Genomic DNA, 12,874 nt, shown 5'->3' with positions numbered 1-12,874 from the left:
CAGCAGGCCCGTTCTCAGTTGGGAATGAAAAAACTGTCAGCTATTAATTGCAGCGTTTTCGTTTTCCAGGAATTCCTCTTCAAGCGCGTCATCATTCACTTTGTTGGCCGGCACATTTTTCGCAGCAGCGCGTGGCTTGCCTTGCAGTTTGCCGAACAGATGTTCCAACGCATGGTCCAGCTTGATCGCTGCACCGTCGATCGCCTGTTCCAGGGTATCGGCTTTATGCAGCACCGAAAGCGGTTGATGGCCCTTTGGCCGTGCTTCCAGGCGGCAGCTTAAATCGTGGGGACCGGGCTTGTCGCCGTTCTCATCCCGCAGGTAGACCTCAACGCGGGTCAGGTCTTCGTCATAACGTTCGAGCGTGCTTTCAATGGTGTTACGTACCCACTCCTCCAGTCGGATGCTGCTTTCAATATGGTTATCGCTATTGACTTGGATTTGCATAGTTCTTCCCTTATTTCAGCTAGCTCGCGAGAGGTCACAAACTGCAACACCGGGGTGGTGAAACCATGACCTCTTGATGACACAATTGAGCAGTCAGAGAAACAATTCAACCCCTTTGCAAAGATAAATCCTACATTACAAATTAACCCTGACTACAAGCAAAAACGCTGGTAGGGTGGGGAGTTAGTTACATCTTCTGATGCCCCCCATCTTCGTCATTACCGCTGTGCCCACGGGTGCAACCCGCGAAAAATCCCTGCTTCCCCCGCCAGCCCATCGTGCACCGCTTTCTCGTGACTGCCCTGAAACAAAGCACGACGCCACCCCATGTGGGAGTGGGCTTGCCCGCGATTGCGCTCGCCCAGCCACGAATTCATCAACTGATCCACCGCAATCGCGGGCAAGCCACCTCCCACAGGTGCATTCCAGCGTCAGACAGGTCGCTGTACGGCACGCCCCTTGCTGTACAGCTCATGAGGCAAACGGACGTTGTGAACCCTCAGCGACGGAGTGGCCGGTGGTCAGGCAACGCGAACTAATCCAGACCCCGGTCGTCAATGACTGCATGTTCTTATCAGGCGGTAACGCACCATGGACAATCCTTTTCAGATCATCACCGACACCTTCACCCCACAGTACCGAGTCAACCTGAGCATCCAGCGGCTGGATGGCAGCATCATGCTGACCCTCTCGAATGAGCAGGGCGTGGTGGCCAAGCGCATGATCAGCGCCGAACAACGCAACGACCCGCAACGGCTCAAGCGCCTGGTGCAAAGCATCCAGTTCGGGATTGCCATCGAACAGGGCCACAGCGCCATGGAAATCCTGACGGTGATGACGGACGGGGACAGTCACAAACTGTTGCAGCGACCGCCCACCCGTCCCCAACCCTTCAGCGTCAGGCTTTAAAGCTCACCTTTCTCTGTTTCAAGGCTCTCGCCCTTGCGGTGCGGGCCTTGCACCTTCACCGACGGAAACGCCGACGACGCATAGCGCACCACCAGAATCGAGAACGCCAACAACAGAATTCCGCCGCACAGGTAGATGATGCCGATGTCGGGCGGGTTGTGGTGGGACACGTTGGAAATCAGCAGACGCGTCAGCGCGGTGATCGCCACGTAGATCAGGAAGCGCACCGGCATGTGGTTGGTCTTGAAGTAAATCCCGACCATGGCGCCCAATTCCAGGTAGATGAACAACAGCAAGATGTCATCGATCTTGATGTGCCCGTTCTCCAGCATCCCCAGAAATTCCATCACCGCCGCCCAGGCGGTCACCGCACCGATAGCGAACAACGCCAGGTAGTGGAACGTCTCGACAAACAGATTGCCCAGAGACTCGGCCAGCCCGTGGACATTCTGACGCAGCTTTTCGGCCCAATTGATTTTCACGATGATGCTTCCTTAGGTCGGCTCGACCGGATAATGCGGGTTGGACGTGACGGTTGTTCTGCATGCAGAAAAAAGGCCAGCGGCAGGTATAAGATGATGGCGGGGTGACATGAGGCACTCCAAACCTGTATTTCCGGGCTACATTAAAAAACTGCTACCCAAACCCCACGGTTTGGCTTACCCTTTTAGCTGTATATAAATACAGTAGTCGCAAAAGACAACTATCGTGAAGGCATGTGAGGTGGTGAATGGCCGTCGAAGTGGTATACCGCAGCAGCCGAGATCTGGAGCGTTTGTTCATGGATAAAGCCGAAGCTGACCGTCATGACAAGATGCTTGAACTCGCTGAGTTGCTCGCAGAAGTGTTGCAAAAAGCCGTGCCGTCGTTGAGCGAGCAGCAGGTTGAAGAGGCCGGGATCTACATGGCGAAAAACCGCGATGTCTTTGCCAAGGCATTCAAGAGCCAACCGGACGCGCTGTCCGAGTTGCTGAACCCGCCGGCGGAATAAAGCCCGAATTGAACAGGCCCTGAATCGTTGATTCAGGGCCTTTTTAAAACGGATTTTCATCGGTTCGAAAATACTAAATAAATCTGTCCCGTTTGGCTCTGTGTGATTCATTGACCTTTTTAGGATCTGTTGAGAGTTTCTCAATGCTTGAAATTATGTCTTTCATCGCTAATTGACCTTATCGATGTGGGAACACACCTGTTGATGCGAAGGTGTGAAGACGTTTCCATCACACGAGCGTGATGAGGTGAAACTCCAAAAAAGAGTGATCGAAATCAAGGGCGAGTAATTTCTCTTTGTACGCTTCGCCAATGATGATGTTGAACGCCCCCCCCCAGCCTTCCAAACGAAAGACCTCAGCAGTTTCAGGGATTTCTTCTGCGATCAGTACTGGCTCAAAAAAGAAACGACCTCTTGGATTCTGCCATTCTTTGACCACATGTTCTTCGGGCCAGGCTTCGTACTTGGATAACGCCCAATCGACGCAGTCAACATGATGGTAGGCATGCAAGAGTCGGTAACGTACTTTTTGGCTTTCGTGAGTGATAGGCAGATATTGCACGTTCTCTGCGGCGAGGTTATCCAGCCCCTCAAGAGATTCATCGAATACAAAAAAGTCCGCTCCGATGGTATTGACCGGAGCGGTTTTTCCGGCGGCAAGAATGTCATAGTGCAGAGGCCTCATCGTGCAAGGCTTTCGGCTATTGGACAGTTCAACATCATCTACTTCCTCTCCCTTGTAAATAAGCTCTCCGAGGTTTACATAACCTTCCCACTTTTTACTGGCGACATTCGGATTGAGTTTGAAGTAATTCATAAGTCGACTTTCCTCAAAATCTTGTTAAGGGTTGAGGTGGGGTGGTAATCCCCCCTGAAAAAAATACTCACCAGAAGTAGAATGGTAATCCCCCCTGAAAAAAATACTCACCAGAAGTAGAATGGTAATCCCCCCTGAAAAAAATACTCACCAGAAGTAGAATTTTCTCCTAATCGGATCAAGGAAATTTTGCGTGAAGAGATCACGTTTTTCAGACAGCCAAATCATGGCCATTCTCAAGCAAGCCGAGGCTGGAAGCCCGGTGCCAGAGCTATGTCGCGAGCACGGTATCAGCTCGGCCACCTTCTATAAGTGGCGCACCAAGTTCGGCGGCATGGACGCATCGCTGATGGCTCGGTTACGCGAGTTGGAGGATGAGAACCGGCGTCTAAAAAAAATGTACGCCGAAGAGCGGCTCAAAGCCGAAATCATCCAGGAGGCCATGGCAAAAAAGTGGTGAAGCCATCGCGGCGACGAGAGATGGCGCAGGAAGCGGTTCGTTCAGGTCGATGCAGTATCAAGCTCGCGTGCCTGGCCTTCGGGGTCAGCATCACGTGCTATCGCTATCAATCGCGCCTATCGCCTGAAAACGCCGAGATCGCCGATCACCTGATCCGACTCACGCATAACCAGCGCAATTGGGGGTTTGGCTTGTGTTTTCTGTACCTGCGCAACGTGAAGGGCTATGGCTGGAACCATAAACGGGTGTATCGGATCTACCGCGAGCTGGAACTGAATCTGCGGATCAAACCGCGTAAGCGCATCGTGCGCGAGAAGCCTGAACCGCTGGCCGTTCCGCAGGCAGCCAACCAGTGTTGGTCGATGGATTTCATGCACGATCAGTTAGCTGATGGACGCAGCTTTCGGGTTTTTAATCTGATTGACGACTTCAACCGCGAAGCCCTGGGCATGGAGATTGATTTATCGCTACCGGCTGAGCGCGTGGTGCGTGCGCTGGATCAGGTCATTGAATGGCGTGGTAAACCGCAGGCGATCCGCAGCGATAACGGCCCAGAATTCATCAGTGCCAAGCTCGCTGAGTGGGCGAAGAAACGAGGCATCCGCTTGGACTTTATTCAACCGGGTAATCCACAGCAGAATGCCTACGTTGAACGTTATAACCGGACTGTGCGCTATGACTGGCTGGGACATTACTTGTTTGAGTCGATAGCCGAAGTTCAGGACTATGGTACGAACTGGATCTGGACATACAATCACGAGCGCCCGAATATGGCCCTCGGCGGCATTACCCCAAAACAGAAGTTGGCCCTGGTGGCCTGAGGTCTACTTCTGGTGAGTTTTAGGAATGGGGGGATTACCGGTCCAATGCTTCCTTTCTAAGCTCTGCGAGCTCCGCTTTAAACTGATCCTGCCCTTTTCTGCTGGCGCTTTTCAACCGTTTATGAATTTCTGCATGCATGTTCTTAGGGTGTGGGCCTTTGTGCCCAGGCACGTCTACTTTGTTGAGTGGGTCATTGAGGACGTCTTTGCGAGACTTGCCGTTTTTGAATTTACCCAACCCATTTTTCTCAAACAGCACGCGGTATTTAGGGGTCCATTTCGCATGTTTATTGGTGGCGATGTGGTGCGTCGGCGCGCAGGCTGAGAGCCCCCACGGGTCAAACCACCCTGTTGGATTCACCGCGTACTGATAAAGGTTGAATCCTCCGACCAGGCTAATGGGATCTGGGGTCGTGAAGCGACCTATATCGGGATCATAAAACCTAAACGTATTAAAATGCAGCCCAGTCTCCCGATCCAGATACTGCCCCTGAAACCGCAAATTCTGCTCTTCAATGAAGTAAGGTTCCCGCACCTCCTCCCGCGTATTGCCCCACACCCGATAAGTCGCTCGCCAGACGTCATGGCCGTCGGCCTCGGTGAGTTGCTCCGGCAAGCCGTTCAGGTCGTTGTGGTAATACCGCACGCGTTGGTGTTCACCTTCGCCGTCGACCCTGGCGAGTGGCTCGTAGCTGTCGCCATCGTAGAGATAAAGGCTGGTCTGACTGTGTTTATGCTCCTGCAACAACCGCAGGCCATCCCAGGTGAACCGGGTTTCGCCCAGCGGATAGCCATCGCTGTCATGTTCAGTTTTTTCAATGCGCCGACCCAGCGGGTCGTAGGCCATCCTGACCACGCTGCCGTTTTCATTGCGCACTTCAATCAACCGGCTTTCGGCGTCGTAGGCAAAGCGCTGCAAACCACGCACAGCGCTGCGCTTTTCAACCATTCGCCCCAAAGCGTCGTAGGTATAGCGCTTGTCTTGATACGTCAGCAGCCGGTTATGCCGTACCAGGCCGCCTTGTTGTGGCCCGTCGAGCAGGTTGGCTGCCGCATCGTAGGCATAGGTTTCGATCCGGCCTATTTGTTGGCTGACGAGGATACGTCCGCTACTGTCGTAGGCCAGGTGCTCTTGGCGGTCGGTACGGCGGCGTCCGATCAGGTTGTCGCTGGGGTCGTAGCTGTAGTGGGTTTCGACCAATGGCGGCAACTGCCACGGTTGGTCGATGCTGCGACGCCGGCGTGAGCGGACCCGGCCACTGCGGTCATAGTCGGTATTTGTTCTGAGTTGACCCTGAGTGCGTTGCAGTTCGCGGTGCAGGCGGTCGCGTTCGAAGTCGCTGATGACGTGGCCGTCGAGATTCAGCTGATGCAGATGGCCGCTGCCGTAGTACAGGCGATTGAGCCAGCGTCCGTCAGGCAAGTGGGTTTGAGTCAGGTTGCCCAATTCGTCGTAATGGCGTTGCAGACACCCCGCCGAGCTGTGTTCTTCGAGCAGTTGCCCCAGCGCGTCATAGCTAAAGCCAAGTGCTTGCTCGCGACCGTCGAGAGCGGTGAAGGTGACCGCGACCAGTTGGTCGTTCAGGTCGTGCTTATAAACGGTGGTGCCGTCGGCGGTGACTTTGCTGACCAGGCGCCCGAGCGGGTCGCGTTGGAGCTGGTGTGTCAGCGCGTCTACCGCCTCGCCTTCGCTTCCCGGCAGGTAACCTACGGCGACGACGTTATCCAGCGGGTCATAGGCATAGCAGCGCCGACTGTGGTCGAGGTCTTGTTGCTGCACCAGGCGATCGGCCGCGTCCCACTCAAAGCGATAGCTTTCGCCGTTTTCATTGGTCAGTTTCAGCAGTCGCCCGTAGGCGTCGTGATCGAAGGTGACGCAGCGGTTATGCGCGTCCCAGCGTTGTTTGACCTGGCCGCGCCGGTCGTAGGCATAGCGGGACGTGTTGCCGGCGGGGTCGACATAGCCCGTCAGATAACCACTGGCGTTGCGCTGGAAATGCTCAAGGCGCCCGTCCGGAAGTCGGCATTCCAGCAACAACCCTTGCGGGCTGTACTGATAGCGCACCGACTCACCTTCAGCATTGGTGTGCACCAGCACATTGCCGAACGCATCGTACTGGTAGCCGGTGGCGTAGCCCGAGCAATCCACTTCCTCGATCAGTTGGCTCCACTCGTCCCAGTGCAGCTTCCGGGTTTTGTCGGTGGCATCGATGATCTGCACCGGCTGGCCGAAATCGTCATAGACATAGCGGGTGCGGTTGCCCAGCGGATCGATCTCTTCGATGCAGTTGCCATGCCGGTCGTAGCGGTAATGCCAACGGTTACCCGCCGGGTCGGTTTCCACTTCGGGCAATGCCCAATGCGCCAGCCACTGGGTGTTGCTGATCCTGGCCAGTGGATCGGTCACTGCGCTCAGGTTGCCGGATTCGTCGTAACTGAAGCGCCACTCGCCGTTTTGCGGATCAATCGCGCCGAGCAATTGGCGATCTTCGCTCCATTCGAACTGCCACGTATGGCCCAGGTTATCGACGTAGCGGGTGATCTGGTACTGCGGGTTCCAATAGCGGGTGCTGACCCGTTTCAGGCCATCGGTGACGCGCGTGATACCGGCATCGAGGTCGTAGTCGAAGGTGAATGCATCGCCGGCATCGGTCCAATGCCGGCTGACGCGCCATTCTTCACCGTGCGGGCCGGGCACTGCGCGCCATTGGTAGAAGCAACGCAAGCCACTCGGCAGTTGGTGTTCGACCATGCGCCGCGCGCGGTCGTAAGCAAAACGTCGTTGGCTCGTGCCTTGTGCGTCGAGGACTTCGGCCAGGTCGCCGTGGGTGTCGTAGCGATAGCTGACCAGCACGTCGCTGCGCCCAGCAAAATGTTGCCGGTGCAGGTAACGGCGCTCGATATGGCTCACGCGCCGCGGATGCTCGACGGTGTAGCTCACGTCGACGTGCATCAGCTCGTGGCTGTCGCGCAGGCGACACAGGCGCCCTTGCGCGTCGTAATCCAGAAAGATGCGCCCTTCATTACGATCACCCAGCAGATGCAGGCGCATCCGCGAGGGGTTCAGAGGGTCGGGTTCGAAGAGCCGATACAGGCCGTCGATACTTTCGATCAGGATGGCGCCGTCGGCGCTGCGCCGGACCGCAAGGCCTTCGCCGGTGCTGAAGGCGCCGCCTGACAACGGGATGTAGCCGATGTCTATACGGCGCGCCTGCTCATCGATGTAGGTGAGGTGTTCATCGTTATCGATCTCGACGGCGACCTCATAGGCAACGCTCCAGCCGGCGCCGAAAAGGCCGTCGTGGCGTTGGTCAAGGCTGCTGTAGAAGCGCTGCCAGTCGATGGGGAGCAGGCCTGGCAGGACGAAGTCCAGTTCTTCTTCGGCGCCGAGGATTTTGGCCCCGGTCGGGCTATGCACCGGGTTGGGCGTGCCGTTGACCGCGCTGTTGAGTGCCGAGGTGATTTTGCTGGTTCCATAGGCCACGGCTCCGCCCACCGCCGCGCCGCCGACCAGGCACGGCAATGTGCTCCTAAAGCCTTTCACATTGCCGCGTAGCGCAAGCAGCGCGGCAATCGCCAAGCCGACGCCCGGTGTCTTTCCACTGCGAATTTCGCGCACCACGACGGGGTCGCCACCGATACGCACATCGGCAGAAATCAGCCCCTCGACGCTGCCGATCTTGGCGTCACACGTGCTGCGGTCACCGCTGCGTGCGGCCGGTTGCCCGTTGATGAAGACCGAACTGGAACCCTCGGCAATGAATTGCTCGGGCATGGGCGGGTGCTTGGTGCAGGCGACCGTGTCCAGCGGACACGGCACGGTACCGGCAGCGGGTGTGGCGACCGTCGGGCGCCACAGTTGTGAGAAAAATCCCTGTGCCATGTCCAGAAAACTGGGGGCCGGTGGCTCACTGGCCGCGACCGGCACAGCCATCATCTTTCCGGCCGCCCTGGCCGCCGGTTTGCCATTGATGAAAACGTCGTCTGAGCCGCTGCTGATAAAGGCCTCGATCACCGGCGGAAAAACCCAGTTGGCGGCGGTTTCGCACCAACTGGAGATCTTCACGTCAGCCCCCGAGAGCCCGGCGGTGATCCCCATCACAGCGCCGACCGCCAGCCCCAGGGCGACGCAGCCAACGCCGCCAGTGGCGATGGTCACGCCGGTCGCTGCAGCGATCAACGCGCCGGCGGCCAGGCAGCCCACGGACGTGATGGCGGCATAGGCCGCGACTTCCAGCACACCGCCGAGAACATCGGCCATCATTGAGGTGTGCAGCAGCGCGTCGCCTTCGCGGGCGGCCCAAAACGCGTCAGTCATGTCTGCAATCCCTGCCTGAAAAGGCCGGAATCAAATCACGCGACTAACGTGTTGCTCAGGTGAGACTTTCCGAGAGAGGCGTAAGAATTTTCCCAAAGCAGGCGGAGCGGAGGGGCTTCCGCTCCCGATTTACCAGTGCCCATCGTTTTTAATGCGTGGCCTATCGGTAAAGCAGACGCTCAGCCAGTTCATCGGCCACCCGTGCAGGTGAACGCTTTTCGGCCTGGGCGTGGGCGAAGATTTCGGTCAGGCGCGTGCCGATGTTCGACAGGTGCGCGGTGATGGTCGGCAGTTCGGCGCCGCTGTATTTGAGGGCGCCGTAGATCAGGCCGCCGGAGTTGATCACGTAGTCCGGGGCGTAGAGGATGCCACGCCCTTCCAGTTGGTCGGCCACTTGCAGGTTGGTCAGTTGCGCACTCGCGGAACCGGCCACGGCGGCGCAGCGCAGTTGGCCGACGCTGTTGCGATTGAACACCGCGCCGAGGCCGCAGGGCGCGAGGATGTCGCAGGGGGTGCTGAGCAAGGCCTCGTTGGCGATCGGGTGCGCGCCAAGTTGTTCCATGGCCAGTTGCACCTTGCCATGGTCGATGTCGCTGACCAGCAGTTCGGCGCCGGCGGCGTGCAGTTGTTCGGCGAGGGCGTAACCGACGTTGCCCAGGCCCTGGATCGCCACGCGCAGACCTTCGAGATTGTCGCTGCCCAGGCGCGCCATGGCGGTGGTGCGGATGCCGGCGAATACGCCCATGGCGGCATGGGGGGCGGGGTCGCCGGCAGCGGTGGTGCTGGTGACGAAGCGGGTGTGCTGGGCAATGCAATCCATGTCGGCCACCGAGGTGCCGCTGTCGATGGCGGTGATATAGCGGCCGTCAAGTTGCTCGACACACCGCCCAAAGGCTTCAAACAGGGCCGCGCGACTTTCCACATGGGCCGGGCGCAGGATCACGGCGCACCCGCCGCCCACCGGCAAACCGGCCAGGGCGGCCTTGTAGCTCATGCCTTGGGCCAGGCGCGCAGCATCGGCCACCGCGCTTTCGTCATCGGGATACGCGAGGTAACGACAACCGCCCAAAGCGGGCCCAAGGCGGCTGTTGTGGATGGCTATGACCGCCTTCAACCCGGTCATCGGGTCGATGCTCAGGTGCAGCGATTCAAGGCGGGTGCTGTGCATGAGAGCAAACATCGTCAAGCTCCCGAATCACTTCTGGTGTCGCCAAGTATAGGCGGGCGGCAGAAAACTGCCGAAGTGCGCTGGAATAAGCCGCCCGGTTTTGTGGGCCATGCGACATAAGCAAGTAGGATTTCTATCAAGCTACTAGACGAAAATTCACAGCAAGGCTAAAACGGGAGCATCCGCCGGAGAATGCAATGAACCCCCGCCACGCCTTTTTCGCCTGCCTGGAACGTTCACCCCCTGCGCTGTTTGAAGCCGCGCTGTGGATTGCCGCCGAGCATGATGCGGCGGTGCACCCGCTGCTGATCTTGCAGGACCTCAACGCGCTCGAACAGCAAGTCAGCCTGGGCATGCCCCTGTTGCCGGCGGATGAACTCGGCCAACCGCTGTTGCGGCGCCTGAATGACCTGGGGTTCGCCCAGGATGACTTCACCCCGCTGCGCCCCGCCGCAGCCCTGCTGGACAAGGTGTTGCAGCGCAAGCGCGGACAACCCCTGGCCATGGGCCTGATCGCGATGGAATTGGCGCGACGCCTGAATATCCCCATGGTCGGCGTCAACTTCCCCGGCCACTTCCTGCTGCGGGTGCCCGGCGCCGATCACCTGCTCGACCCCTGTGGCGGTCGCCGCCTGTACCCCAACGATTGCCGCGACCTGTTGCAACGCCAATACGGCCCCAACCTCAAGTTGCAGGCCGACCACCTGCACACCGCCACCCCACGCTCTATCCTGCAACGGCTGTCACGCAACCTGCGCCAGTTGTACCTTTCCAATGACGACCCGCTGGCGGCCCTGATCGACGCCGAGCGCGTGCTGGATCTGGGCCATGCCAGCGCCGCCGATTACCTGGCGCGGGCCAGCCTGTATCAACGCCTGGATTGCCCAAGCGCCGAGCGTTTCGACCTGGAGCACGCGCTGCTGCTCAGCGACGACCCGATCCAGCGCCTGCGCCTGGCCGAACGGCTGGGGCATCTGCCGCCCAATTCAGTGGTGCACTAAGCCCCCTTAGGCGTGTCGGGCTGGTTCGCGGGGTGCGCGTGGATAAACGCCGGCTGCTGCGCCGCCAACGCCGCCACCCGCCCGATGCGCGGATACGCCGCCAACGACACATGGAAGCGCTCGGCCGCATACAACTGCGGGATCAGAAACGCATCCGCGAGCCCCGGCCGCTCGCCAAAACAAAACCCGCGATCGCCAATCAACTGCTCGACCGCGCCCAAGCCCTGGCTGATCCAATGACCAATCCAGGCCAGCACTTGCGTTTCATCATGGCCCCACTGCCGCAGCAGGTTCTGGGTGCTGGAATTGTGCAGCGGGTGAATGTCGCAGGCGATGATCGACGCCACCGCGCGCTCGTGAGCGCGGGTCGCCAGGTCGGGGGACAGCAGCGGCGGCTGTGGATAACGTTCCTCCAGGTATTCGATGATCGCCGACGACTGGATCAACCGTTCGCCATCATCGGTGCGTAAAGTCGGGACGCGACCTTGCGGGTTGATCGCCAGGTAGTCCGGCTGGCGATTGGCACCGCCCGCCGGCACCAGCAGGTTGACCGGCACGGCAGTGAAATCCAGGCCCTTGAGCGCCAGCGCAATCCGCACCCGGTACGACGAAGTGGACCGATAGTAAGTGTAGAGTTCCATCGCCCGCCCCTCTCAGCGCGCCGCGACCACGGTGCCGCGGCATTCGCCGAAGCCGATGGCGGCAAAACCGTCGCGACTGCAACGGGCGCGCAGGATGATTTCATCACCGTCTTCGAGGAATTTACGCACCTCGCCCGACGCCAGTTCAATCGGCTTCTTGCCGCCTTCGGTGATCTCCAGCAGGCTGCCGAACTGCCCCGACAGCGGCCCGGACAAGGTGCCCGAACCGAACAGATCACCGGCCTGCAACTGGCAACCGTTGACGCTGTGGTGCGCAACCATTTGCGCCACGGTCCAGTACATGTGCCGGGTGTTGCTCAGGGTCAGGCGCTGGGCCGGCAGGTTCTGTTCACGCATCGACGCCGTGGTCAACAGCACTTCCAGTTCGATATCGAAACCGCCCGCTGCCTGATCGCGTTGATCCAGCAGGTACGGCAGCGGTTGCGGGTCGCCCTCGGGGCGCGCCGGTTGGGCCTGGCGGAACGGCGCGAGTGCTTCGGCCGTCACCACCCACGGCGAGATGCTGGTGATGAAACTCTTCGACAGGAACGGCCCCAGCGGTTGGTATTCCCAGGCCTGGATATCGCGCGCCGACCAATCGTTGAGCAGGCAGAAACCGGCGATGTGCTCGGCCGCATCGCCAATCGCAATCGAGTCGCCCATGGCGTTGCCCTGGCCGATCCAGATGCCCAGCTCCAGCTCATAGTCCAGGCGTGCGCAGGGGCCGAATGTCGGCTCGGTCTGGCCGGCCGGCAGGGTCTGGCCTTTGGGGCGGCGCACCTCGGTGCCGGACGGGCGGATGGTCGACGCACGGCCGTGATAACCGATCGGCACGTACTTGTAGTTGGGCAGCAGCGGGTTGTCGGGGCGGAACAGTTTGCCGACGTTCTGCGCATGTTCGATGCCGACGTAGAAGTCGGTGTAGTCATTGATCTTGGCGGGCAGGTGCATCTGGCAATCGGCGGCGCGGTGCAGCACGTCGGCCTCACGCGCCTGCAGCGGGCTGCCCTCCCCGAGCAGTTCCAGCAGGCGCTCGCGCAGGGCCACGCGCGGGCCCCGGCCCAATTCGAAGAACGCATTCAACTGCCCGCCGGCGGTGGCGTCGACGGCACGCAGCGCTTCCCCGTCAAACGCATCGCGAGCGGCCAACAAGTCGAGAATGCAGTCGCCAATTGCCACGCCACTGCGCGGTGCCGAGCCGTTGATACTGAACACGCCCAGCGGCAGGTTTTGCAGAGGGAAATCGCCGTGACCGTTAGCGGAGGATACCCAGCTGCGGGCAAGCGTTGGTTGAGTCATGG

Annotated in this window: 11 protein-coding genes; 4 read left to right on the top strand and 7 right to left on the bottom strand. The window is 59.4% G+C overall.

The genetic code is table 11. From position 1 onward, the window contains the following. Positions 1 to 36 precede the first annotated feature (36 nt). Positions 37 to 447, bottom strand: coding sequence for an HPF/RaiA family ribosome-associated protein (locus ACS5Q8_RS05235; RefSeq protein ID WP_247405840.1), 411 nt, complete (start codon positions 445 to 447; stop codon positions 37 to 39). Positions 448 to 1,038: 591 nt separating this feature from the next. Here ACS5Q8_RS05235 and ACS5Q8_RS05230 point away from each other — a divergent pair. Then, the gene (locus ACS5Q8_RS05230) at positions 1,039 to 1,356 is read left to right on the top strand and encodes a DUF3509 domain-containing protein (protein ID WP_276196627.1); all 318 of its coding nucleotides are present in this window, start codon (positions 1,039 to 1,041) and stop codon (positions 1,354 to 1,356) included. Here the strand turns inward: ACS5Q8_RS05230 and ACS5Q8_RS05225 are convergent. After that, a complete protein-coding gene (locus ACS5Q8_RS05225) occupies positions 1,353 to 1,838 on the bottom strand; it encodes a phosphate-starvation-inducible protein PsiE (protein WP_247405845.1) in 486 nt (161 codons plus the stop codon). The two genes, ACS5Q8_RS05230 and ACS5Q8_RS05225, sit on opposite strands and share 4 nt — an antisense overlap. Positions 1,839 to 2,086: 248 nt before the next feature. Here ACS5Q8_RS05225 and ACS5Q8_RS05220 point away from each other — a divergent pair, with 248 nt between their 5' ends. After that, a complete protein-coding gene (locus ACS5Q8_RS05220; protein WP_010564043.1) occupies positions 2,087 to 2,347 on the top strand; it encodes a YebG family protein in 261 nt (86 codons plus the stop codon). A gap of 229 nt (positions 2,348 to 2,576) precedes the next feature. Here the strand turns inward: ACS5Q8_RS05220 and ACS5Q8_RS05215 are convergent, their stop codons facing one another. Next, positions 2,577 to 3,164 (bottom strand): hypothetical protein, encoded by a 588-nt coding sequence (locus ACS5Q8_RS05215; protein ID WP_276196626.1) that lies wholly within the window; start codon positions 3,162 to 3,164, stop codon positions 2,577 to 2,579. A gap of 193 nt (positions 3,165 to 3,357) precedes the next feature. Between ACS5Q8_RS05215 and ACS5Q8_RS05210 the strand changes: the two genes are divergently transcribed. After that, positions 3,358 to 4,445 (top strand): IS3 family transposase gene (locus ACS5Q8_RS05210; RefSeq protein ID WP_465159118.1). Its coding sequence is split into 2 segments (ribosomal slippage): positions 3,358 to 3,610 and positions 3,610 to 4,445, totalling 1,089 coding nucleotides; the frame shifts between segments, so codons are not numbered across the junction. Positions 4,446 to 4,479: 34 nt separating this feature from the next. On the opposite strand, the gene ACS5Q8_RS05205 is transcribed toward ACS5Q8_RS05210, so the two are convergent. Together ACS5Q8_RS05205 and ACS5Q8_RS05200 are read right to left on the bottom strand one after the other, a co-directional pair. Further along, the gene (locus ACS5Q8_RS05205) at positions 4,480 to 8,763 is read right to left on the bottom strand and encodes an RHS repeat-associated core domain-containing protein (RefSeq protein ID WP_465159895.1); all 4,284 of its coding nucleotides are present in this window, start codon (positions 8,761 to 8,763) and stop codon (positions 4,480 to 4,482) included. Positions 8,764 to 8,923: 160 nt separating this feature from the next. Continuing rightward, positions 8,924 to 9,943 (bottom strand): Leu/Phe/Val dehydrogenase, encoded by a 1,020-nt coding sequence (locus tag ACS5Q8_RS05200; protein ID WP_465159894.1) that lies wholly within the window; start codon positions 9,941 to 9,943, stop codon positions 8,924 to 8,926. Between the two features lie 185 nt (positions 9,944 to 10,128). On the opposite strand from ACS5Q8_RS05200, the gene ACS5Q8_RS05195 reads away from it, so the two are divergent. Continuing rightward, a complete protein-coding gene (locus tag ACS5Q8_RS05195; RefSeq protein WP_276196623.1) occupies positions 10,129 to 10,932 on the top strand; it encodes a SirB1 family protein in 804 nt (267 codons plus the stop codon). Here ACS5Q8_RS05195 and maiA read toward each other — a convergent pair. Then, entirely contained in the window at positions 10,929 to 11,573 is a 645-nt protein-coding gene (gene maiA, locus ACS5Q8_RS05190; protein ID WP_465159893.1) for a maleylacetoacetate isomerase, read from the bottom strand. The two genes, ACS5Q8_RS05195 and maiA, sit on opposite strands and share 4 nt — an antisense overlap. A 12-nt stretch (positions 11,574 to 11,585) precedes the next feature. Further along, positions 11,586 to 12,872, bottom strand: a complete 1,287-nt coding sequence (gene fahA / locus ACS5Q8_RS05185; protein ID WP_426099680.1) for a fumarylacetoacetase — start codon at positions 12,870 to 12,872, stop codon at positions 11,586 to 11,588. Between the last annotated feature and the right edge of the window lie 2 nt (positions 12,873 to 12,874).

It is taken from the genome of Pseudomonas sp. PAMC25584, from assembly GCF_058135675.1.
The sequence above is the reverse complement of the archived record's forward strand: the minus strand, read 5'-3'. Positions and strand labels throughout refer to the sequence as shown.